This is a genomic window from Parabacteroides sp. ASF519 (genome assembly GCF_000364265.2).
Lineage (GTDB): Bacteria > Bacteroidota > Bacteroidia > Bacteroidales > Tannerellaceae > Parabacteroides > Parabacteroides goldsteinii.
Window position 1 is genome coordinate 1370442 of sequence record NZ_AQFV02000006.1, and the last position, 21866, is coordinate 1392307.

Annotated in this window: 20 protein-coding genes and 1 tRNA gene; 9 read left to right on the top strand and 12 right to left on the bottom strand. The window is 41.6% G+C overall.

All coding sequences use genetic code 11. The annotated features are described in order from the left end of the window. Positions 1-35: 35 nt before the first annotated feature. Positions 36-3839: a DNA polymerase III subunit alpha gene (dnaE, locus tag C825_RS05270; protein ID WP_010801691.1), complete on the bottom strand. Its 3804-nt coding sequence runs from the start codon at positions 3837-3839 to the stop codon at positions 36-38. 197 nt (positions 3840-4036) lie between these two features. Between dnaE and C825_RS05275 the strand changes: the two genes are divergently transcribed. The 5 genes from C825_RS05275 to tsf all read left to right on the top strand — a co-directional run bounded on the left by C825_RS05275 (position 4037) and on the right by tsf (position 7932). Next, positions 4037-4678, top strand: coding sequence for a porin family protein (locus C825_RS05275; RefSeq protein ID WP_007655344.1), 642 nt, complete (start codon positions 4037-4039; stop codon positions 4676-4678). 276 nt (positions 4679-4954) lie between these two features. Beyond that, positions 4955-5410 (top strand): 50S ribosomal protein L13, encoded by a 456-nt coding sequence (gene rplM, locus C825_RS05280; protein ID WP_007655343.1) that lies wholly within the window; start codon positions 4955-4957, stop codon positions 5408-5410. 5 nt (positions 5411-5415) lie between these two features. Then, entirely contained in the window at positions 5416-5802 is a 387-nt protein-coding gene (rpsI, locus tag C825_RS05285) for a 30S ribosomal protein S9 (protein WP_007655341.1), read from the top strand. Between the two features lie 136 nt (positions 5803-5938). After that, complete coding sequence (rpsB, locus tag C825_RS05290) at positions 5939-6784, top strand: 30S ribosomal protein S2 (protein ID WP_007655339.1); 846 nt, start codon at positions 5939-5941, stop codon at positions 6782-6784. Between the two features lie 158 nt (positions 6785-6942). Next, the gene (gene tsf / locus C825_RS05295) at positions 6943-7932 is read left to right on the top strand and encodes a translation elongation factor Ts (protein WP_007655337.1); all 990 of its coding nucleotides are present in this window, start codon (positions 6943-6945) and stop codon (positions 7930-7932) included. 87 nt (positions 7933-8019) lie between these two features. On the opposite strand, the gene C825_RS05300 is transcribed toward tsf, so the two are convergent. From C825_RS05300 to C825_RS05315, 4 genes are all read right to left on the bottom strand, one after another. Then, complete coding sequence (locus C825_RS05300) at positions 8020-9213, bottom strand: pyridoxal phosphate-dependent aminotransferase (RefSeq protein ID WP_010801692.1); 1194 nt, start codon at positions 9211-9213, stop codon at positions 8020-8022. A gap of 81 nt (positions 9214-9294) precedes the next feature. Further along, the gene (locus C825_RS05305) at positions 9295-10512 is read right to left on the bottom strand and encodes a bifunctional 3,4-dihydroxy-2-butanone-4-phosphate synthase/GTP cyclohydrolase II (RefSeq protein WP_007655333.1); all 1218 of its coding nucleotides are present in this window, start codon (positions 10510-10512) and stop codon (positions 9295-9297) included. A 7-nt stretch (positions 10513-10519) separates the two neighbouring features. Next, entirely contained in the window at positions 10520-12460 is a 1941-nt protein-coding gene (locus C825_RS05310; RefSeq protein ID WP_010801693.1) for an LptF/LptG family permease, read from the bottom strand. A 102-nt stretch (positions 12461-12562) separates the two neighbouring features. After that, a complete protein-coding gene (locus C825_RS05315) occupies positions 12563-12946 on the bottom strand; it encodes an START-like domain-containing protein (protein ID WP_007655330.1) in 384 nt (127 codons plus the stop codon). Between the two features lie 198 nt (positions 12947-13144). On the opposite strand from C825_RS05315, the gene C825_RS05320 reads away from it, so the two are divergent. After that, positions 13145-13218, top strand: a tRNA-Met gene (locus C825_RS05320). A gap of 631 nt (positions 13219-13849) precedes the next feature. Here the strand turns inward: C825_RS05320 and C825_RS05325 are convergent. The 3 genes from C825_RS05325 to C825_RS05335 all read right to left on the bottom strand — a co-directional run bounded on the left by C825_RS05325 (position 13850) and on the right by C825_RS05335 (position 15355). Further along, a complete protein-coding gene (locus C825_RS05325) occupies positions 13850-14098 on the bottom strand; it encodes a hypothetical protein (protein ID WP_010801694.1) in 249 nt (82 codons plus the stop codon). 107 nt (positions 14099-14205) lie between these two features. Beyond that, the gene (locus C825_RS05330; protein ID WP_228100153.1) at positions 14206-14946 is read right to left on the bottom strand and encodes an antA/AntB antirepressor family protein; all 741 of its coding nucleotides are present in this window, start codon (positions 14944-14946) and stop codon (positions 14206-14208) included. A gap of 157 nt (positions 14947-15103) precedes the next feature. Further along, complete coding sequence (locus tag C825_RS05335) at positions 15104-15355, bottom strand: hypothetical protein (protein ID WP_010801696.1); 252 nt, start codon at positions 15353-15355, stop codon at positions 15104-15106. Between the two features lie 209 nt (positions 15356-15564). Here C825_RS05335 and C825_RS05340 point away from each other — a divergent pair, with 209 nt between their 5' ends. From C825_RS05340 to C825_RS05350, 3 genes are read left to right on the top strand one after another with little or no spacing between them, the layout of a single operon-like run. Continuing rightward, positions 15565-15825 carry a helix-turn-helix domain-containing protein gene (locus C825_RS05340; RefSeq protein ID WP_010801697.1) on the top strand — a complete coding sequence of 87 codons (261 nt, stop codon included), beginning with the start codon at positions 15565-15567 and terminating at the stop codon, positions 15823-15825. A 16-nt stretch (positions 15826-15841) separates the two neighbouring features. After that, on the top strand, positions 15842-16093 hold the full coding sequence (locus C825_RS05345) for a DUF4160 domain-containing protein (RefSeq protein WP_010801698.1): 252 nt from the start codon (positions 15842-15844) through the stop codon (positions 16091-16093). A 13-nt stretch (positions 16094-16106) separates the two neighbouring features. Continuing rightward, positions 16107-16358, top strand: coding sequence for a DUF2442 domain-containing protein (locus C825_RS05350; RefSeq protein WP_010801699.1), 252 nt, complete (start codon positions 16107-16109; stop codon positions 16356-16358). 710 nt (positions 16359-17068) lie between these two features. Here the strand turns inward: C825_RS05350 and C825_RS05355 are convergent. The 4 genes from C825_RS05355 to C825_RS05370 form a co-directional block, all read right to left on the bottom strand. Then, positions 17069-20515: a hypothetical protein gene (locus tag C825_RS05355; protein WP_010801700.1), complete on the bottom strand. Its 3447-nt coding sequence runs from the start codon at positions 20513-20515 to the stop codon at positions 17069-17071. 179 nt (positions 20516-20694) lie between these two features. Continuing rightward, a complete protein-coding gene (locus C825_RS05360) occupies positions 20695-21018 on the bottom strand; it encodes a hypothetical protein (RefSeq protein ID WP_052334423.1) in 324 nt (107 codons plus the stop codon). Positions 21019-21179: 161 nt separating this feature from the next. Then, complete coding sequence (locus C825_RS05365; protein WP_010801702.1) at positions 21180-21524, bottom strand: DUF5681 domain-containing protein; 345 nt, start codon at positions 21522-21524, stop codon at positions 21180-21182. A 74-nt stretch (positions 21525-21598) separates the two neighbouring features. Further along, positions 21599-21862, bottom strand: coding sequence for a hypothetical protein (locus tag C825_RS05370; protein ID WP_010801703.1), 264 nt, complete (start codon positions 21860-21862; stop codon positions 21599-21601). Positions 21863-21866: the final 4 nt, after the last annotated feature.

The window sequence follows — 21866 nt, forward strand, 5'->3', positions numbered from 1 at the left end:
GCCAAAAGTAGTAATTCTTTCCACACCGTACAACTTTACCCGTTAATTTTGAAATCAATAGTTGAATTCTCCTGCAGGAACTCAATCAGCTTGCCTGTTACGTTTAACCGGATATTCTGTGAGAAGAAATTTTGTGAAATATTGTGTTCGCCATCTACCACTTTGAAATATAACAAGCTCTGTCCCGGATTGTTTTTGATGAGCACAGATAATTCATTGACTGTAGGCTCGTCGAGATCGTGGATCGGCAGAGTGATACTGATTTTTTCGATCAGCTTATCCTTTTCGTCCTGCAACAGGCGGATGGAACCGATATTGAAATCGAGTTCGTTTTCGTTCCAGCGGCGAGGCTCTACGCGGGCTGTGATGAGCAGGTACATACCGGGTTTGCAATATTTGCTGTATTCGATATAGTTATTACCGAACAAAGCGATCTCTCCACTGCCGGTGAAATCTTCTATTTTAACTACTCCGTAAGGCTTTCCTGTCTTGGTCATTCCCTCACGGAAATCGGTTACGATTCCGCCTAACAACATTTCGCGCCCTTTCAGGCTTTCCCGGTCGTTGATCTCTGCCATGCCCGTATTGCATACGTATGTCAGAACGATACGATATTCATCCAGCGGATGGGCGGAGAGGTAAATACCTATCAGTTCCTTTTCTTTATTCAGGCGTTCCAGATCACTCCAACGCTGGCAAACCGGAATTTCGGGTTTGGCAATGGCTACAAGCAGGTCATCGCCGCCGAACAGGGAGTTGGCTGCTGAGTTTTTATCCATCTGGAACTTATTGCCATAACGCACCAGCGTATCAAGAAAGACTTCGCCTTTGCCTGTTTCTGCAAAGAATTGTTCGCGCTGGATACCAAAATTATCGAAGGCACCGGCCAACGCAAGCGATTCGATATTTTTCTTATTACATGCTGTCAGGTTGACGCGTTCCACAAAGTCGAAGATATTTTTATACGGACCGTTTTTCTTCCGTTCCTCGATGATATTCAATACGGCCGATTCACCTACGCCTTTCACGGCGCCTAGCCCGAAACGGATGTTCTTGTTTTTATCTACGCTGAACTTCAGGATGGATTCGTTGACGTCCGGTCCTAATACCTGCATACCCATTGCTTTGCATTCGTCCATAAACTTCGTGATATCGACGATGTTGGACAAACTTCGGCTCAGAACGGCTGCCATATATTCGGACGGATAGTTCGCTTTCAGGAAGGCCGTCTGATAAGCAACCCACGAATAGCAGGTGGCGTGGCTCTTGTTGAAGGCGTAGGAAGCAAACTTTTCCCAGTCGGACCAAATTTTTTCAAGCGTTTTTGCCTCGTATCCATTATCCTGTCCACCTTTCATGAACTTCGATTTCAGGTGGTTCATCTTGTCGATCAACTTCTTACCCATCGCCTTACGCAGAGCGTCACTCTCACCACGGGTGAAGTTTGCCAGCAAACGCGACAGAAGCATGACCTGTTCCTGGTAGACGGTAATACCGTAAGTGTCTTTCAGGTATTTCTCCATGACCGGTATATCATATTCGATCGGCTTGCGTCCGTGTTTACGGTCGATAAAGTCGGGGATATAATCCATTGGTCCCGGACGATACAGGGCATTCATGGCGATCAGGTCTTCGAACTTGGAGGGTTGAAGCTCTTTCAGGTATTTTTGCATACCTGCCGATTCAAACTGGAATGTACCGGTCGTTTTACCGTCGCAATATAATTTATAAGTTGCCGGATCTTCCAGGCTGATATGGTCGATATCGAGTTCGTGTCCGGTAGTCAGGCGGATGTTTTCAATAGCCTCTTTGATGATGGACAACGTTTTCAGTCCCAAAAAGTCCATTTTGATCAATCCGGTTTCTTCGATCACCGAACCTTCGTATTGAGTAACCAGCATTTCCTCGCCGGTTTCTTTATCTTTTGCCGTACTGACAGGCACGACGTCCGAAATATCATATCGTCCGATGATGACACCACAGGCATGTACACCGGTATTACGCACGTTGCCTTCCAGCATTTGTGCATATTTTAATGTATCGCGTGCCAACGGATCGTTACCGGTCGCTGCTTCTTTCAGTTCAGGAACGTAGTTGATCGCATCTTTCAGTTTGAACTTCTTCATATCCGGTATCTTATCCGGTACCAGCTTAGCCAGACGGTTCGATTCGGAAAGCGGAAGTTTCTGTACACGGGCAACGTCCTTGATGGCCGATTTGGTAGCCATTGTACCGTAGGTAATAATATGTGCCACACGGTCAGCTCCGTATTTTTCCGTTACCCAACGCAATACTTCGCCACGACCGTCATCGTCGAAGTCGGTATCGATATCGGGGAGGGAGATACGGTCCGGATTCAGGAAACGTTCGAACAGCAGGTCATACTTAATCGGGTCGATCTTTGTGATTCCCAGGCAGTATGCAACTGCCGATCCGGCAGCCGATCCACGTCCCGGTCCCACCGATACGCCCAATTCTTCGCGGGCAGCGGCGATAAAGTCTTGCACGATAAGGAAGTATCCGGGAAAACCCATTGTCTTCATGATGTGTAACTCAAAGTCCAGACGTTCCCTGACTTCATCATTCAGGTTGTCTCCGTAACAAACCTTTGCACCGTCGTATGTCAGTTTTCTCAGGTAGTCGGCTTCCAGCTTGATACGGTATAATTTATCGTATCCGCCGAGTTTCTTTATTTTGTCTTTGGCATCTTCTTCGCTTAACACTACGTTGCCGTTTTCATCACGGGTGAACTCTTCGAACAAGTCCTGTTCCGAGAATTTTTCGCGATATGACTCTTCTGTCCCGAAATCTTCAGGGATGGCGAAGGTTGGCATGATAGGACCACTGTCGATGGAGTAGAAATCTACTTTGTCTGCTATTTCAAGCGTGTTGCTGAGTGCTTCCGGGATGTCTGCAAAGATGGCATTCATCTCGGCTGTCGTTTTCATCCATTCCTGCTTGGAATAACGCATACGTGTCGGGTCGTCCAGATCCTTTCCGGTACTGAGGCAGATCAGGCGGTCGTGTGCTTCGGCATCTTCCTGATTAACGAAATGGACGTCGTTGGTAGCGATCAGCTTGACATTATGTTTGCGGGCGAGTTCGATCAGGACCTTGTTCACTTCCTGCTGTTTGGGATACGTGGTGCAATCGGCGTTCGGGTCGTGTGTTTCGTGCCGTTGCATTTCCAAATAATAATCTTCTCCGAACAGTTTTTTGAACCACAGGATGGATTCTTCTGCTTTATCTATCCGATCATGCATAATATGCTGCGGTATTTCGCCACCCAAACAAGCGGAACAGACAATCAGGTCTTCGTGATATTTCTCCAGTAATTCATGGTCGATACGCGGACGGCCGTAAAAACCTTCTGTCCAAGAGATGGAAACCATCTTGATCAGGTTTTTGTAGCCTTTTAGGTTTTTAGCCAGTATGATCAGGTGGTAACCGCTACGGTCTTCCTTCGCTGTTTTGTTATGCCTTCCGTTGCGGGCGCAATAGCACTCGCAGCCGATAATCGGTTTGAATATCTTTTTCTTTTCTGCTTCTATCAGAGACGGAATCTCCTGCAGGCGTGCCTGCTCTTCGGTGGAAAGAGCTTCTTTCCCTTTGAGGGCTTTCTGTTCTTTTTCCAGGTCTTTGATGGCTCCAAGCGGTTTCCCGTTCTTCTTGGAGACCTTGTTGAAGAACTCCTTTATACCGAACATATTACCGTGATCGGTAACAGCAATGGCGTTCATGCCGTCTTTTTGTGCCTTGTCAATCAGTGCATCGATCGAGGCTTGTCCGTCCAGCAGCGAGTACTGGGTGTGGACGTGTAGATGTATAAATGGTTCCATATATAATTGAAAAAGCTTTTATATTTTATCAAACAAAGGTACAGCTTTTGTTTGAATAATGTGAATGTTTAGAAATCTGTTTATGAGGGTATCCTCTAAAATAAAATACCATACAGGAAAACATCTGTTAAAATCATAGAATAAGTATCATCATTAGAAAAAAAAACTATCTTTGCTCATGGAAAAGAGGATATAATATGAAAAAGATAGGATTGGTAATAATATTAGTGATGTTGATGATTGTGCCGGCTACAGCACAGATCACTTGGGGTGTGCGTGGTGGCTTGGCTTATTCGTCGCTGGTGCAGAAAATAGACAACAATTATCAATCGGGCGCCCGTTTCGGATTTAGTGTAGCGGGACTGGCTCAGATACCTTTATATAAAAGATTGTCGCTTCAGCCGGAAGTCGCTTTTGTGCATCAGGGTGGTAATTACCTGTCAAAAATCTCAGAAGGAGACGGTACGGATTTAGCTTATCCGAAAACAAAATGTAACTATTATTCTATTCTTGTGCCTGTAAATCTGGTATATACCTTTCAGTTTACCGATGTTTATTTCAGTGTGATGGCCGGTCCGGCTGTCGATTTCTCTCTGTTTGGAAAAATGCGTACTAAGAATGTGGATAGCGATATCGTTTTCGGACAGTCAGGCGAAGCCGATCTTAAAACTTTCGACTTGGGGGTAAACCTTGGGTTACAGGTAGAATATTCGAATTTCTTCTTCTCCGTATCTGCCCTGTGCGGAACACTCGACCGCCGTACCACCAAACACGACGGCGAATCATCCCTTTATCAGAATAATGTAACATTCTCGTTGGGGTATTATTTCCGCCGGTAAATTTTTTCAATTAAAATAGGAATTAGGGAAAAGCATAACTCTCCGGCTATTCCCTTTTGTTGTATATCTTCTGCTCATAATCGTTTGGATGCGAAAAAGATGTACAAATGTTTTGTATTTCGAAGAAAAGCCGTACCTTTGCAAGCCGAATATTATCAAATTGTACTAAGGGTTTAGTTTCTAGCACATTATTACGTCAAGTGTCCGTAGTGATAATGATAGCGAAAAACTAGGCGCTTGTTTTTTAGAGTTATTAATTAATTAATTTATTAAGCAGTGGATACTTTAAGTTTTAAGACCATTTCTGCAAACAAAGCAACTGTAAACAAAGAGTGGGTCATCGTTGACGCTGATGGACAGACTTTGGGACGCCTTTGTGCAAAAGTAGCAAAGCTTTTGCGCGGCAAGTACAAACCCAACTTCACTCCTCATGTTGATTGTGGTGATAATGTAATCATTATCAATGCAGATAAAATCGTTCTGACAGGAAACAAATGGAACGATCGTATTTATTTGAGATATACCGGATATCCCGGTGGACAGATCGAGTACACACCTAACGACTTGATGAAGAAAGGTGCCAGCCATCTGTTCAGAAAAGTAGTAAAGGGTATGTTGCCTAAAAACCGTCTGGGTGCTAAGTTACTTGCTAACTTATATGTATATGAAGGAACAGAGCACAAACACGAAGCTCAACAGCCTAAGTCAATCGATATAAACTCACTTAAATAATAACTATGGAAGTAGTAAATGCAATAGGAAGACGTAAAGCAGCAGTTGCTCGCGTATTCGTTAGCGAAGGAACGGGAAAGATAACTATCAACAAACGTGATCTTGCAAATTACTTTCCTTCTACAATCCTTCAGTTCATTGTTAAGCAGCCGCTTGCAAAGCTGAATGTTGAAGAACAATATGATATCAAGATCAACCTTGATGGTGGTGGATTCAAAGGTCAGTCAGAAGCTGCACGTTTGGCTATCGCTCGTGCTTTGATCAAGATTAATCCGGAAGATAAGTCTGCCTTGAGAGCAGAAGGATTCGTAACTCGCGATCCTCGTTCTGTTGAACGTAAGAAACCGGGTCAGCCAAAAGCTCGTAAGAGATTCCAGTTCAGCAAACGTTAATGTTATTTGTGAGTTTCTTACAAGGACAAAGCGTTTAGTATCTAAATTGTCGGGATTTCTTTTGCATGCAGACATGCCGGGGAACTACCTGATAGTTGAAAATTAAACAGAAAGTAAACGATTTAAAAAGAAAAAAATGTCAAGAGTTAATTTTGATCAGTTATTAGAAGCTGGTGTACACTTCGGACACTTAAAAAGAAAGTGGAATCCCGCTATGGCTCCTTATATCTTTATGGAGCGCAATGGTATTCATATCATTGATTTATATAAAACAGTTGCTAAAGTAGACGAAGCAGCAGAAGTAATGAAAAACCTGGCAAAACAGGGCAAGAAAGTACTTTTCGTTGCTACTAAAAAACAAGCAAAACAAGTTGTCGCTGATAAGGCTGCTTCAGTAGGTATGCCTTACGTTATCGAACGCTGGCCGGGTGGTATGTTGACTAACTTCCCGACTATCCGTAAAGCCATCAAAAAGATGACTACTATCGATAAGATGACAAAAGACGGTACATTTGATAACCTGTCAAAAAGAGAAAAACTTCAGATCACTCGTCAGCGTGCTAAGCTGGAAAAGACATTAGGTTCTATCGTAGACCTGACTCGTCTTCCGTCTGCTTTGTTCGTTGTTGACGTGATGAAAGAACATATCGCAGTTCGCGAAGCCAACCGTCTGGGTATCCCTGTTTTCGGTATGGTTGATACTAACTCAAACCCGAACAACATCGACTACGTGATCCCGGCTAACGACGACGCTACTAAATCAGTAGAAGTTATCTTAGGCGCTATCTGCGAAGCTATGAACGAAGGTTTGCAGGAACGCAAAGCTGAAAAGATCGATACAGAAGCAGCAGGTGAAGGCGAAGGCGCTAAAAGAGAACGCAAAGCTAAAGCTGCTGTAAAGAAAGAACGTACTAAGAAGGAAGACGAAGAAGCTTTGAACGCTAAAGTTGCCGACAAGTACGCTAAGGATATCGAAGAATAATTCAGTTGACAATTGCCGGTTGACAATTGACAATTAGAATATAAATACAATGGGCAATTGGCTTTTGACAGTAAGAGATTGTCAATAGGTAATTGTCCATTGTTCGTTAATAAAGAAGTAGAAAGAGTATAAACATTAAATAAGAAGGAAATAAGATTATGGCTGTAACTATGGCTGATATTACCAAGCTGCGCAAGATGAGTGGAGCTGGTATGATGGACTGCAAGAAAGCGTTGACCGAATCTGATGGCGACATCGAAAAGGCAATGGAAATTATCCGTAAAAAAGGACAGGCTATCGCCGCTAAGCGTTCAGACCGTGACGCTGCAGAAGGTTGTGTGTTAGCAAAGAAAGATGGCGGGTTCGCCGCTGTTATCGCTTTGAAATGCGAAACAGACTTTGTTGCTAAGAACGAAGATTTCGTTGCTTTGACTCAGGCTATCCTGGATGCTGCTGTGGCTAACAAATGTCAGACTTTGGATGAAGTAAAGGCTTTGCCTATGGGTAAAGGTACTATTCAGGACGCTGTTACTGACCGTAGCGGTATCACTGGCGAAAAGATGGAACTGGACGGTTATAATGTGGTAGAAGGTGCTTACACTACTGTTTATAACCATATGGGTAAAAATCAGCTTTGTACGATCGTTGCTTTCAACAAAGAATCAGAAGAAGCTGCTCACAACATCGCTATGCAGATCGCTGCCATGAATCCTATCGCTATCGATGAAGCTGGTGTTCCTGAATCAGTAAAAGAAGCTGAAATACAGGTGGCAATTGAAAAGACAAAGGCTGAACAGGTACAGAAGGCTGTTGAAGTTGCTTTGAAGAAGGCAGGTATCAATCCTTCACATGTAGATAGCGAAGACCATATGGAAAGCAATATGGCTAAGGGCTGGATTACTGCTGAAGACGTAGCTAAGGCTAAGGAAATTATCGCAACTGTTTCTGCTGAAAAAGCTGCTAATTTACCGGAACAAATGATTCAGAACATCGCTAAAGGTCGTCTTAGCAAATTCTTGAAAGAAGTTTGCTTGCTGAACCAAGAAGATATCATGGATGGCAAAAAGACTGTAAAAGAAACAATGAAGGAAGCAGATCCTGAATTGCAGATTCTTGCATTCAAACGCTTCACTTTGCGCGCTGAATAATTTTGCGTTAGCAGAATAAAATAAAATAAAAAAGGGGCTTCGATTATTTCGGAGTCCCTTTTTCTATATATAAAAGTTTACTTTCTCTTATTTCAGTTCAGCCAAAGCCTCTTTGATACGTTTGATGGCTTCCACGATGTTTTCATCGCTGGTAGCATAACTCATACGGATACATTCGGGAGCACCGAATGAAGTACCGCCTACGCAGGCAACGTGTGCCTTTTCCAGCAGATACATAGCCAGGTCGTCAGCATCTTTGATTGTGTTGTTTCCGTCAGCTTTACCATAATAGTAGCTACATTTCGGGAACAGGTAGAAAGCGCCTTCCGGCTTATTTACTTCGAATCCCGGAACTTCTTTAGCCAGATTAACGATCAGGTCACGACGGCGTTCGAATGCTTTACGCATTTCTTCAACCGGTTCCTGTGAGCCTGTGTAAGCAGCTTCGGCAGCTTTCTGGGAGACAGAGCAAGGACCTGAGGTGTATTGACCTTGTAATTTGTTTACAGCCTTCACGATCCATTCCGGTCCGGCAATGAAACCGATACGCCAGCCTGTCATTGCATATGCTTTGGATACGCCGTTTACAATAACGGTGCGATCTTTCATGCCGTCGACAGAAGCGATACTGTGGTGTTTGCCGATATAGTTGATGTGTTCGTAGATCTCGTCAGCAATAACGATGATATCTGGATGTTTTTTCAATACTTCTGCTAAACCAGCCAGTTCTTCTGCACTGTAAACAGAACCAGTCGGATTGGACGGAGAGCAGAGGATCAACGCCTTTGTCTTCGGTGTGATAGCAGCTTCCAGCTGTGCCGGAGTGATCTTGAAATCCTGTTCGATACCTGCTGTAACGATTACCGGTTTACCTTCAGCCAGTTTGACCATTTCAGGATAGCTTACCCAGAACGGTGCCGGAATGATAACTTCGTCTCCGGGATTAACCAACACCAGAATTGTGTTACAAACGGATTGTTTAGCTCCGTTCGCGCAGGAAATCTGTGTAGCTGCGTATTCCAACCCGTTTTCATTCTTCAGCTTGGTAACGATAGCATTGCGTAATGCCGGATAACCGGGAACCGGAGAGTAGCGAGAGAAATTGTCGTCTACCGCTTGCTTGGCTGCTTCCTTGATGTGATCAGGTGTGTTGAAATCAGGTTCTCCCACACTCAGGTTGATAACATCGATACCTTGTGCTTTGAGCTCATTGCTCTTCTGAGACATCGCCAACGTAGCGGAAGGCGATAAACTTGCTAAACGATCTGAAACTTGTGTCATAACACTGCTGTTTGTATAGGTTATTTTAAATAGTTGCGACAAAAGTAATTAATAATCGGATTCTTTGCAACAAATTGCTAATTATTTGATGTTATGGAGAACATGTCCCATACGCTCCTTTTTTGTCTTCATATAAAATTCATTATATTTGTTCGGAGTGACTTCGATAGGAACGTTTTCCACAATTGTTAAACCATAAGCTTCCAGGCCTACACGCTTGATCGGATTGTTTGTCATCAGGCGCATTTTGGTAATGCCGATGTGCTTCAGGATCTGTGCTCCGACGCCATAATCGCGTTCATCAGCCTGGTGTCCCAAATGCAGGTTGGCGTCTACCGTATCCAATCCTTCTTCCTGAAGTTTGTAAGCTTTCATTTTATCCATCAGGCCGATGCCGCGTCCTTCCTGGTTCAGGTAGACGATAGCTCCGCGTCCTTCTTTTTCAATCATTTGCATGGCTTTGTGCAACTGTTCGCCGCATTCGCAACGCATAGAACCGAAAATATCACCGGTTGCACAAGATGAATGTACGCGAACCAATACCGGTTCCTCTCCGGATATATCGCCTTTTATCAGAGCGATATGCTCCAATCCGTTACTTTTCTGTCGGAAAGGGATCAGGTGGAAATGACCGTACTGGGTCGGCATATCGACTTCTACACCTTTGTCAACAATGGACTCTGTTTTTAGGCGGTAGGCAATCAGATCCTTAATACAAATGATCTTGATATCGAACTTTTTAGCTACTTCCACTAATTGCGGCAGACGTGCCATTGTTCCGTCTTCATTGATGATCTCGATCAATGCCCCCGCAGGATAGAGGCCGGCCAGGCGGGCCAGGTCGACAGCTGCTTCGGTATGACCGGCACGACGGAGTACACCGCGTGAACGGGCTCGCAGCGGGTTCACATGTCCCGGACGTCCCAGGTCAGAAGGCTTTGTCTGTGTATCAGCCAGTGCACGGATCGTTTCGGCACGGTCGAACATGGATACACCGGTCGTGCAACCGCCACCCAGTTTGTCGACAGTTACGGTGAACGGTGTCTCGAGCATAGAGGTGTTTCTGGCAACCTGCATATCCAGGTCCAGCTCCTGGCAACGTTCTTCGGTGATCGGGGCGCATAATACACCACGACCATATGTCATCATGAAATTTACTTTTTCGGGCGTTATCTTTTCCGCAGCAACAATGAAGTCCCCTTCGTTTTCACGATCTTCGTCGTCAACAACGATCAGGAATTTACCTTCACGAAAATCTTCGATTGCTTCTTCGATGGTGTTTAATTTGATCTCACTCATATCTGTTTTAATTTTTAATTTCTAAGTTCCGGATCATATCTTCCAATTCGCGGCTTGTTTTTTGTACTACTTGTATATCATGGCGTAATAATTTACGCTGGTATGTAGCAAGCAAATAGACCGGAAGTCCGATCGGGAAAAATATACCGAATGCCAGTCCGATCTTTCCGTTGAGATTTGCATTCAGTTGGTTGTATCCGCCGATAACAGGATAATCCATCAGTTTGTTTAGTACCAGATTCTGATCGGAGTTACCCAGTTCTTCAATGATACCTTCCATTTCTGTAGCCAGCTGTTCTGCCGTATGATCCTTTCCGCCTTGTTTCCAGAAAGTGAAATAGTTCAACCAACGTTTATGGCTTTTGAGATATTCGGCGCAGTTTTCCGCCAGCTTATCCAGGCGCGGCAACATAGCTGCATAGTCCGGATTAAAAATGATTACCTCTTTTTTCTCCACCTTACGTCCGGCCCGTTTACCAATAAAATTCTTTATGGCGTTCAGATAGGTGTCTGCATTCAATATGACACTGTCATTAACAGCCTTATAAGTCAGGAAAATCCCTAGTGGTGCCAGAATAGCGGAACTCAGCCACATTCCTTCCCAGGCTTCCCATATACCGTCGCGTGCCATTTTAAATCCGATATTGTCTATAATATAATAGAATATAAACAGGATTACGGAAATAACGACCGGCATTCCCAGTCCTCCCTTACGGATAATTGCTCCCAGTGGGGCACCGATAAAGAAGAAGACCATACAAGCGAAAGATAAGGTGAATTTCTTATGCCATTCAGTCAGGTGGCGGCGTACTTTGTAAGCCTCGTCTCCTAATGTTGCAGCTTTGAAATAATAATCGGCCTTTACACTTTCAATGTTTGATTTGGCACGGACCAATAAGGCGGCTTGCCCGCTTGGTGCTTCGGCTTTATACAAACTATCGAAATTGATTATTTTGACCGGTTCGTTTGATATTTTGGTGAGAGAATCAGCGTCGTTTGCTGTTGCAGTATTGCCGGTTCCCGTTTCTGCCTGTTGGGATAACTCCCTTTTGGGTTTGGAGAATGTCTTTTTATAAGACATGTCATACACATTTTTGGAATTGATCGCCTTGATGCTGTCGAGCCGTACGGTCATGGAGTCAATAGAGGTCTGTAAATCCTTCAGCTGCTTACCCATATATTGGTTTTGCATAAAAGATTCATCCGTGCGGGTGAAGTTTGCATCGAAACCTATCAGAATATCTTTGGTGCTGAATGTCTCCCTGCGGTAAGGAACAGCTGTTTTCCGGTTGTTACTGCCTGTCTGGCCTTCGGACAGGTTTTCAAACGACTCCCCATTGAAAAGGGATAAGACCAGAAACAGCTTGTCCGCAGATGTTTTCAGTCTGCCAGAGTCTGCAAGGATCACACGTGCGTTATTGAAACCTTTGGAATAGTCATAGATCATGACATCTTTCAGTAATCCGGTCTGATTGTTTTTTTCTTTTACATATACATTATATCCCGTAATTTCCCCATAGAATACACCTTCCGGAATATCCAGTTCCGGCGACTTCTGGCGCATGGAGTAGAGAAGGGAATATAGTTTCACCTGTACGACAGGCATTGCATTGTTCTGGAAAAAGAAAGCGCCGATACTGATAATCCCGATTGTGATGATCAACGGCCGCATGATATGTATCAGCGATACTCCGGCAGATTTCATCGCCAGCAATTCCAGGCGTTCGCCCAGGTTGCCGAAAGTCATCAGAGATGCAAGCAAAATGGCCAAAGGTAAAGCCATGGGGAGGAGGAATAAAGCAGCATAAAAAAACATTTCGCCGAGCACAGGAATCCCCAGTCCCTTTCCCACCATGTCGTCTATGTACCTCCAAAGGAACTGCATGAGTACAATAAACAGACAGATACCGAAGGTCATAATGAACAACGGCAGGAAAGTCTGCAGCATAAATGTATATAATCGTTTTATCTTCAACATTGCCTATCCGGGTTGACGGGGCAAAAGTAGTGTAAAAAACGATAAGAACATTACATAATTCTCTAAAACAACCTAAATCCCGAGTGTACGTTTCAATTCATAGACTTGTGAGTCCCATAAATTGATTGAATCTTTCTTTTCATCCGGCTCGGCAAAGTCGGTTATTTCAAGAGCAGTTGCTCCGGTAAGTTCAACCGTGTGAATTAAAAATTCGAAGTAAACATTATCTTCTTCCTCGTCTGTCCACCGGTAGCGGATACTAATTTCCGGTTTTACCGACAAAACTTCAGCCTCCTGCTCATCCCTGTTCCACTTAAAAACATACGTGTTGTCATTGATCGTTACGTCATCAGCAAACCAGGCAGACAATCCTGGAGGGGTAGTGAGGTGATTCCATAAACTTCGTCGCGAAACTTTATCGAAAATGTATTCGATATGAAACTTCTCTTTTTTCATCTTTCATACAATTATTTGCGCAGCAAGTTACTCAAAAGATTCATATTTCCCAATATTATTAGAGTAAAAAAGCATCTAATTTTTAACGCCTTAGCTGAAAGCCCTGAAAAATAAAAGATTTTTTTTCGCAAAAGTGTTGCATAATATAAAAATAACCTCTACTTTTGCAGCGTCAATAAGAAAAGTTGACGACATGATGGCGAGATAGCTCAGCTGGTTAGAGCGCATGATTCATAATCATGAGGTCCCCGGTTCAATCCCGGGTCTCGCTACTGGAAACACCTCTTAATCGTTTGATTTTGAGGTGTTTTTGTTTTGTTGGGGTGTAAATAGGGTGTAAATTTCAACCGTATTGGCAATTATTGCAAATAGTCTAAAAAATATTTGGCTCTTTCTTCAACTTTGTCCGGTTTATATTATTCTAGCAGGTTTTTTCACAATATTGTGAAAAACCTGAAAAAAAGTTTTTTCAGCTACATAATCTATGTATCCTTCATGTACATATTGACCGACAAAAAACCTTCAATAGTATATTTATACTAAAGCTGATGATCTAACTGCCTGATTATCAATTTTAGGGCATTTTTCCCCTAAACTACAAAGCTATTAATTACGTTATACCATCATGAGTTTATGAAGCTGTAACAAGGTACATGATTCATTTTACTTCTATGATGTCAGCCTGTAATATATTGATATTCAGCATTGGTCATTTTTGACCTTTGGCATTTGATTAATTGATAATTTAATCTATTGCCTCCTTACCGTAATCTCACCGTTATTTATGACCCCAATCCAAAATTGGATTCTCATAAAACCCTCCGGTCGTATTACCGGAGGGGCATCTGAACGGACACGTTGGGTACGAAAGACCCCATCGTGCGAGAGTTCGTTATTTAGTTTTTATGTAGCAGTCTTTGTTTGTAGGAACAAATTATGAACTTCGTTTATGGCACTCTCTCCGATCATTTTACCTACGGCATCCATACAAGAAAGTAAGCCGTCTGCAAAAGATCCTCTTTCTTCTATGTGATCTATACCCGTTGTTTCATCAATTATTTGCGTTTGTTTCTCAAATAACACACTTGCTTCTTTCAATTTTATTAGTGCAATAACGAGGTCTGCATTAATCTTCACATCATTTGTTCTCATAATTGTTTATGTCAATATACTTGGTATAGGAGTGGCTGTACGTCATTACTCCATACCTCTTAATGTTTATTATTGATGATTATTTTTGTGGGTTCTTATGTACTCTGTTACGACCGCTTTACCAGATCCAGCAATCGCCCGAAACGATCTGGGAACCAAAGCGGCCATACGTCCTTTTGGCTACCTATCGAAAGGTTAACTCCAAATTCTAAACCGGCTTCTGTTATCTTGTTATAGGTTCTTTGTCCTCTCGTGTCAGATGGGACGGTAACGACTTCAAGATAGCCTTTTTCAACCAGTAGCTTGTTAAACGTTCTAGCCTTCATTTTCGAACCGTGCTCCCTCAATAGCTTGGTGGCGGATTTTATCTTACCGGATATGTATAGATCATAATACGGGTCCCTATCCCGTCGATTGGTGGTCAGGTCAATTTTATCGGCTGGAGCGTGCATAGGAACGCACACCGGTACCGGCATACCCAGCGGACCGGCTACCTGTTTCAACATCTCCAACTTTGTCGGGTTATCAAGGTTGAGGAATCCGGCCACACCTTCCACCCATGCCAAAGACGCTTTTACCTGTTCTGTTAGACTGTCCGTGGGCCTATTACCAGATGGCAACGCCTGTGCGGTTGTCTTGTGGAAAACCTGACGGTAGACCTCAAAGACAGGGCGAACCTTACGGGCAATGAAGAACTCCATGCAGGACACGGAAAGTCGATATTCTATGCTTGGTCTGCCGCCGTTAGAGTTTTGCGGATTTTGCCGTAAAACCTTGTAATCAACATTTTCGATAAAATCACGTTGCAATGCTTCTGCTGCATCCGATTTTCTTCCATACACTAACATCCACACTTCATCAAGATTGATAGGGAACTCATTGTTAGATTTTGACAATTCAAGAACTGCGTTAAAGTAACGTTTGATTTCGCTTTCGCTACTCTCTTTGGATAAGATTAAATTTGTTTCCATACGAATTATATATTAAATAGTTTATAGTATCTGATTAATCACCGGAGTAAGCCCGGTTTGCATACAAGCTACTCATACCAACATGAGACAATACAACATTATGCTTTCTTTCTTCCATCTGCTTTTGAAAAGCTGCTCTCTGTTCAGCCAAGCGGACCATGTTCTTAGCCGAAGCCCATGCTTGTTTCAGACATGATCCGAACGTTCTACCGTACTGCTTACATTCTTTATATAATGTATGAGCCGATTTCATGATTTCGCTTTTGTTATATTTCTGTGTTGCCATTGTTTTGTTGTTTTATTTTGATGACGCAAAGGTATAGGGTAAAACCTATACAATCAAATAAAGTATGTGATTTAACCTATATTTAACACATCTACTACTTATAGGCTTGTTCTTATAATAAAAGTTAAATAATAGCCTATACCCTATTTTATCTAAGTTTTTACATAGAAAGCACTATCTTTGCAATATAATTTATAAACTATATTATTATGGATATAAAGAAAGTCATTAAAGAAAGAGGATGGACACTCGAAAAATTGGCCGCAGAAATGACCAACAAACAGGGTGGGAAAGGTATATCTCAACCGACTGTTTCTCAAATTATAAACGGCAACCCTTCGCTTGATAAGCTGAAAGAAATAGCGTCCATTATTGGGGTAACTGTATCTGATTTATTGCGGGATGAAGATGATAATACATTTGTTTGTCCGAATTGTGGCGCTAAACTTGAATTGAAGAAAGTTGAATGAATATCAATTTAAAGGTATGAGTGCAATAGATATCATTTGCGGAATAATGATCTACATGTATGGCAAGGATCACAACCCGCCCCACCTCCACATTAAAGACGGTGGAAACTGGTTTATCATCACTATCAAAGATAGGATGGTGTACGGTCGAGCGAGTTCTAAGACGATCCGCCTCATCAATGAATACATTGATGCACATCAAGATCAATTATTGGATATTTGGGATAAAGCCCAGAGAGGAGAAACAATTGAAAAAGTTAAACGATAAATATAAAAAGATTATGAATGATAACGAAGCTATGATATTGCTGGTCACATCTGCGGAATATTTAGGCAAATACTCCCTTTTATGCACCTTCAACAATGGAGAAAAGAGAAAGGTAGACTTAACACCGCTACTTGAATATCCTGCATACAAAGAACTTGCAGACGAAAAAGAATTTATCCGGTACGGGGTTGATGGTACTGTATTTTGGGCGAACGGTGCGGATATCGCCCCAGAATACTTGTTGGAACATGGGGTTGAATGTTAACTGAACTGCGGTAAATAACATTGTCCCGTCCCGCTTCTGTAAGTCTCCCGTCTTATGCTTGGGATAGACAACTGTAATAATATCAATAAGTTCAGTATTCTATCCCATTATAGCACGTACGATGTAGTGAACCACTTGGGACAGTGGGACAGGTTAAAGGTTTGGTCGGTTTGGTTGGCAGTTCGGTTTTGACCAAACCTAACCGGACACCAACCGGATATGAGAGTTTACCATTCGAATAAACCCGGTTCGGTATGTACCGAATTACCGAACCAATTACCAAACAAAAAACTCGGTTCGGTAGTACTCTCCCTTATAGGGGAGTACCGAATACCGAGTTTTGCCACCGAATAAAAAAACAAACCCCGTTACCAGATCAAGTCTGTAACGGGATTTTAGCAAAACGACTTTATAAACACCAATGAATAACCTAAACACTAATACCATGAAAAAACTTCATTGCAAATATACTAAATTTCTGGATAACATTGATAGTATGGATGAATGCAGCCCGAATTTGCCTATTCTCTTGCCTGTAGATCGAATAAATTCGTTTTGCTTATATTTTTATAGTTTTCGAAAATAAAGTGCCTCAAATAGCCTGTATCAAGTTCATGCAATCACGATCCAGAATTGGATTTACGTATATCTTGTTATCTATAACTATCCTGACCAGCTTTTCATTTGTTTCATGATTTAATTATTAATAGTTACCATTTTATTGAATTCCATTTCCAGTATTGACCATCATATATCATTAGGCTTATCTGCCCTTGCCCTGATGATGGCACACTACTATACGTCCTATCAGTATAAATACTCTTACCATTTCCGTTAAGAGTAATACCTCTTCCGTTAATATCTGCTATAAATAACACTTTGCCTACAGTGGGGTTACTAGGCATATTAATCGTTATGGCCGAAGTATTATAACACGACACAAAAACATCACTATTTGTTAATGTTACAGACGTCTTCGTCTGTCTGGTCTTAAAAGCCAACCCCGCAAATGCTCCTACAGTACTGATAGCAATATTATTAAAAGGCTGTTTGACATAAGTAATAGGCCCTCCTATAGTTTCTTGGGTGGCAATTGAAGCATCTCCTACATCTATACGTATTCCGTAGTTAGTATCTTGACCATTCTGATGATTATAAATCCACATAGGGACATTAACACCAAAATGGCCCGGTGCAGCATCAACTCCATACCCCCCATAGATTTTGCCATCCTCTTTAGTAAAGGATATGCCATTAGAAGATATTGTAACTCGATCAGAATATATAGATGATTCAGAAATAGTAAAATCTCCAATTGTCCCTCTTACAGCAGCAAGACTAGTGGCGTAAATACTGTCTACATCAATAAGCGATGTTACAATATGTCCTCCCGAAATAAGAGTAGATCCTAATTGGGCAGTCTCCACTTTATCTAAATAGGCAAGGGCTTTCAATGATGCAGAATTCGCCTTTCCATTAAATTCAGTCAACAAAGATGATGCAAGGTCATTTTTTGAGATAGAACTAGCATAAGCCAAAGAACCTAAAGCACTTGTGCTAACCTTTCCATTCAACTCGCTTTGCAGAGCAACACTCATCATACCCTTTGTTATCTGATCTTGCCAAGCCAAATCTCCCAACGAAGATGCATCTGCCTTTCCATTAATTTTGTTATTGACCGTCGTATAATCCGACAGCATGCTAAATGAGACGGCACCGACAAGGTTTATTCGATTAGCTTGTATTAAAACACCATCAGTACCTACGTTAATAGCGTTAACTATCGCTTTGCCACCTTCCATCTCCTTTTTGGCAAATATGGTAGTACCATCAGCCGCAGTTATCCAACCAGATGTTTCGATTGTATTGTTTATCGTATTTACCTTTTCTACAGTAGCTGAAATACGATTACTTTGAATAGATAATTCCGCGTTTGTAGCATAAATACCGAGATCCGGTTTATCCGTCAAGTTGTTGTATCCTGATCCGGATTTTATAGTGAGGTGAGCCGCTACAATCTCCCCATCTACAAGGTTGAAATATGTTTGACCGTCAGAACTAGCAATCACGCTAGTCGTAATACTTCCAGGCAACACTTCTGTGAATCCATAGACATTCCGATAGCTTCTTTCTCCCTCATATTCGCTTGATAAAGTACCAACCAGAAAATAGTAATATCCGTCTCCCGGGTCCATCTTATAGGCAGTCTTGCTCAAAAGAAATGATCCAGTCGTCCCCGTCTTTGAACATTTCGCATAGAAATACATCGCAGCCGTTTCGTCTAAGGCGGGTGATGTGTATGACGACATATCCCAAAACTTATAGTCTGAAGGCTTATGTGTTGGAGATATCTTGTCAATACCTAATGTCATGTGCTGGAGTATCGTAGCCGGAGCCGTAAAGACTTTCGTCTTCTGGTTGTAATCAAAATTAGGTATCGTTTCTACCGGATTTGTTTTATTGTTTACAAAGCGAAATTGAAGACTTTCCGATCCAACCTGTAAAGACATTGTCTGGATATAAATAGGGTTAATAGCCTCTGAAAAGCCGTCAATAGCGGCTTCTAGCATTTTCCCGGTTTCCTCTAGATCCCTAAACCTCCTTTTCGTTAAGGATATCGAACCTTTATACCTATTTTCATCGACAACTTCATTTGAGTCAATCTTACCCAAATCTGTAGAAATAGAGCCTCCCACCGGCACATTAGACAGATCAATAACAGGAGCGTGAGGCTTATTTATATAGTCCTTAACCGAAGTTATACGGATTAGTATTCCTTCTGGCTGAAATTGGGTATCCGAAAACTGAATATATCCACCCGGTACTATTTTGCCCCCTATTTCCAGCCATTTGTTTTTAGCCCATATGGGGTCTAGCTCACCTGTAAAGCTAAATTTCTCCTCTTCGTTCTCATAAAAGTACCTAACAGCCTCTTTAAACATCTCCCATGACGCTCCAGTCTGAGTTGCATCATCTTGGATATATGCCTGTGGTAACTTGATGTTAAAGATTGCATATTTATCCCCGATAGCCGGTTTTAAGTTCTCGTTTGGTAGAGTAACACCATCTTCTTCTAGCGGGACAAGTTTGAAAGTTCTTGTCGCATGATCATAACCAGTCAGATCAGCGTCTGTCTGGACAATATCAAACTCTCTTTCTGCCAATACGCCAGTCTGAAATATCATCGTAGCTTTTTCTCTTGCAATGCGGCAGTCACGATAATTTAGGTCTGCCGGTATCGTCGAATCAACAATGTTGTAAAACGTAACAGGATTGCCAGCATCGTCTTTACCCTCTTCTGTAGTTAAAGCGGTAACTTCGCCTACTCTGGAAGGATAAATATTTGAAGCGTTATAACTATCTTCATTATACTGAGACACTTCTTTATCCGCTCTGGTGATATACATACCATCCTTATCCGTCTTGTATTTACGTCCTTCGTATTCAAGCTCTTTGGATTTAGGTAATAATAGATATCGGCTATTATATGTTGCCAGATCGATATTCCTATCGCCTCCCTGCACAAATAGCATGTTTAGCGGTGATTTATCTCCTTGGGTAGCTCTTCCTACTCCCGGTCTAAAACCATTCCCCTTACCATATGATAAAGCTAGAGGCTCAGTCTTAAACTTCTCGACCTTACGTAAATGGATAGTCTTACCGTCTATTTCCCATTCTGTGTTAAATTCTTGTGCTAGCCTCCCAAGTACATCGTAACAATACTCATGGTTAAACGATAAATATTTTTCCGTTGCTACAATACAATCTCCTACAGTCCACCCCGAATCTCTCAAATTAAGATTGTCCACAAGCAACTGAAGGAACATTTTGGGCTTGGCCGTTAGAGTAAATTTAAGCTGAAAGGGAATATCAGAAAGAGACTTGTATTTGTATCTTTTGAGTATCTCTTGATTACTACCAAATGTTATTTTATACTCAAAATTTCTTGTTCCATGCTTTTTAAAATTATCCGGTCTCCATAAGGTATATCTTTGTCCTTGATACTCTATATATGATCCGACAGGAATAGTTGCATATTCTGGGAGACTAAGATTTAGAGTAACAGAGTTATCCCTCATTATCGTCCGGTTTCTGACGCTGGAATCGTTAACCTGAACATCAAATAATACTTCGCCTGTTTTATCGTAGATAATCATATTTCGATATTTTACGATAAAATTATCCGATACTTCTGTTTGCAGGAAATATCGGATAAAGAGAAACGTAACAGTTACGCAAGTGTGACGATATTTTTTTTATTTGAACAAAACAGCCAGAAAAATAGCACTTATAGCCGCTATCTCTACGATAATAAAGCTATATAGAAGTGTTAGGATTAATCTTGGTTCCGCTTCAATGTATCTATAAACTTCTTCAATGCTCTTTCTACATCAGGAGATAGTTCTTTTAGATCAACAAAGTTAAAATCTTCCCGGCAGAAAGGCGTGCCATCAAAAGATAATTTATCTAGGAGCATATTTTTAGCCTTGCCAGGTGACAGATACACTGTATCTCGATAATTGATATACTCTTTTTGAGATATGAGTTTAAAAAGGCGGATATTGTCAGAAATAAATGATATCCCGAATTTATCCTTTCCAACAATCTCCGCTTTAATCTCTGCTTTGTATTTTGATATGAGTTTAAAAGTTGGTTTCACGATCAATTTGATCCCTAGAATCTATAATCTCAATCTCAATGTCTTCTGATAAAGAAATTTCCTGTTGCCTTAAAAAGACCCGTTTGTCACCTTGATACTCGTACAGTTTAATATACCGTCTTTCGGGTTCCTGGCCTCGAATGATTTGTAGTAAAAACTTTCTATTGTCCATATTTTTTATCCTCCCTTATTTTTAAGATTTTCTCTGTTATTTTATCAATAGCTTCATCAGGTGCATTTTCTATCAACCTTTCCAGAGCATCATATTCGGCATTTATCTGTTCTTGGATACTTACAGATTGCTGTTTGGGCAATACGTAGCAGATTAATCCGGATATTGCTTTAACTCGCTCTGCCGGTTCTAATGCTAATAAATCTTTTTCAAATCGTTTCCGGTTCCCATCGATAACCTGCTGTATCCATTCTTTGACAGTACCGGTTACTTTATTTGGTACTCCTTTAGGTCTTCCTTTAGGGTTTCCTGTTTGTCCTTTTTTCTGTCCCATAATATGTAAATCAATGTTGTTTTCATATTAACTGGGTAGGCTATCCATATGGCAAACCTACCCGGTTTTGATGTTTAACGTTTATCCGGCAAACCTTTCGCCCATTCTTCTGCAAGATCTTCCTCAGAGACTTCGAAATCCTCCTTTTTATACTCAATACCTAGATGCTGACAAACAAACTTATTTTCAGCTTCATTTTGTAAATTCATACGCTCCATAACATTGCCAACATTGTCCATATCCACCCTTAAATCTCCAAAGAAGGAGATTCTAAACACCGGATCTTCCTGTAACTTACGCTTAAAAGATTCAAACTCATTTCTTTCTTTTGTTGTCATAATT

Coding starts and splice junctions, on each gene's coding strand:
- dnaE (WP_010801691.1), bottom strand. CDS start 3,839: ATGGAACCATTTATACATCTACACGTCCACACCCAGTACTCGCTGCTG.
- C825_RS05275 (WP_007655344.1), top strand. CDS start 4,037: ATGAAAAAGATAGGATTGGTAATAATATTAGTGATGTTGATGATTGTG.
- rpsI (WP_007655341.1), top strand. CDS start 5,416: ATGGAAGTAGTAAATGCAATAGGAAGACGTAAAGCAGCAGTTGCTCGC.
- rpsB (WP_007655339.1), top strand. CDS start 5,939: ATGTCAAGAGTTAATTTTGATCAGTTATTAGAAGCTGGTGTACACTTC.
- tsf (WP_007655337.1), top strand. CDS start 6,943: ATGGCTGTAACTATGGCTGATATTACCAAGCTGCGCAAGATGAGTGGA.
- C825_RS05300 (WP_010801692.1), bottom strand. CDS start 9,213: ATGACACAAGTTTCAGATCGTTTAGCAAGTTTATCGCCTTCCGCTACG.
- C825_RS05305 (WP_007655333.1), bottom strand. CDS start 10,512: ATGAGTGAGATCAAATTAAACACCATCGAAGAAGCAATCGAAGATTTT.
- C825_RS05310 (WP_010801693.1), bottom strand. CDS start 12,460: ATGCTGCAGACTTTCCTGCCGTTGTTCATTATGACCTTCGGTATCTGT.
- C825_RS05315 (WP_007655330.1), bottom strand. CDS start 12,946: ATGAAAAAAGAGAAGTTTCATATCGAATACATTTTCGATAAAGTTTCG.
- C825_RS05325 (WP_010801694.1), bottom strand. CDS start 14,098: ATGAGAACAAATGATGTGAAGATTAATGCAGACCTCGTTATTGCACTA.
- C825_RS05330 (WP_228100153.1), bottom strand. CDS start 14,946: ATGTTAGTGTATGGAAGAAAATCGGATGCAGCAGAAGCATTGCAACGT.
- C825_RS05335 (WP_010801696.1), bottom strand. CDS start 15,355: ATGGCAACACAGAAATATAACAAAAGCGAAATCATGAAATCGGCTCAT.
- C825_RS05340 (WP_010801697.1), top strand. CDS start 15,565: ATGGATATAAAGAAAGTCATTAAAGAAAGAGGATGGACACTCGAAAAA.
- C825_RS05345 (WP_010801698.1), top strand. CDS start 15,842: ATGAGTGCAATAGATATCATTTGCGGAATAATGATCTACATGTATGGC.
- C825_RS05350 (WP_010801699.1), top strand. CDS start 16,107: ATGAATGATAACGAAGCTATGATATTGCTGGTCACATCTGCGGAATAT.
- C825_RS05355 (WP_010801700.1), bottom strand. CDS start 20,515: ATGATTATCTACGATAAAACAGGCGAAGTATTATTTGATGTTCAGGTT.
- C825_RS05365 (WP_010801702.1), bottom strand. CDS start 21,524: ATGGGACAGAAAAAAGGACAAACAGGAAACCCTAAAGGAAGACCTAAA.
- C825_RS05370 (WP_010801703.1), bottom strand. CDS start 21,862: ATGACAACAAAAGAAAGAAATGAGTTTGAATCTTTTAAGCGTAAGTTA.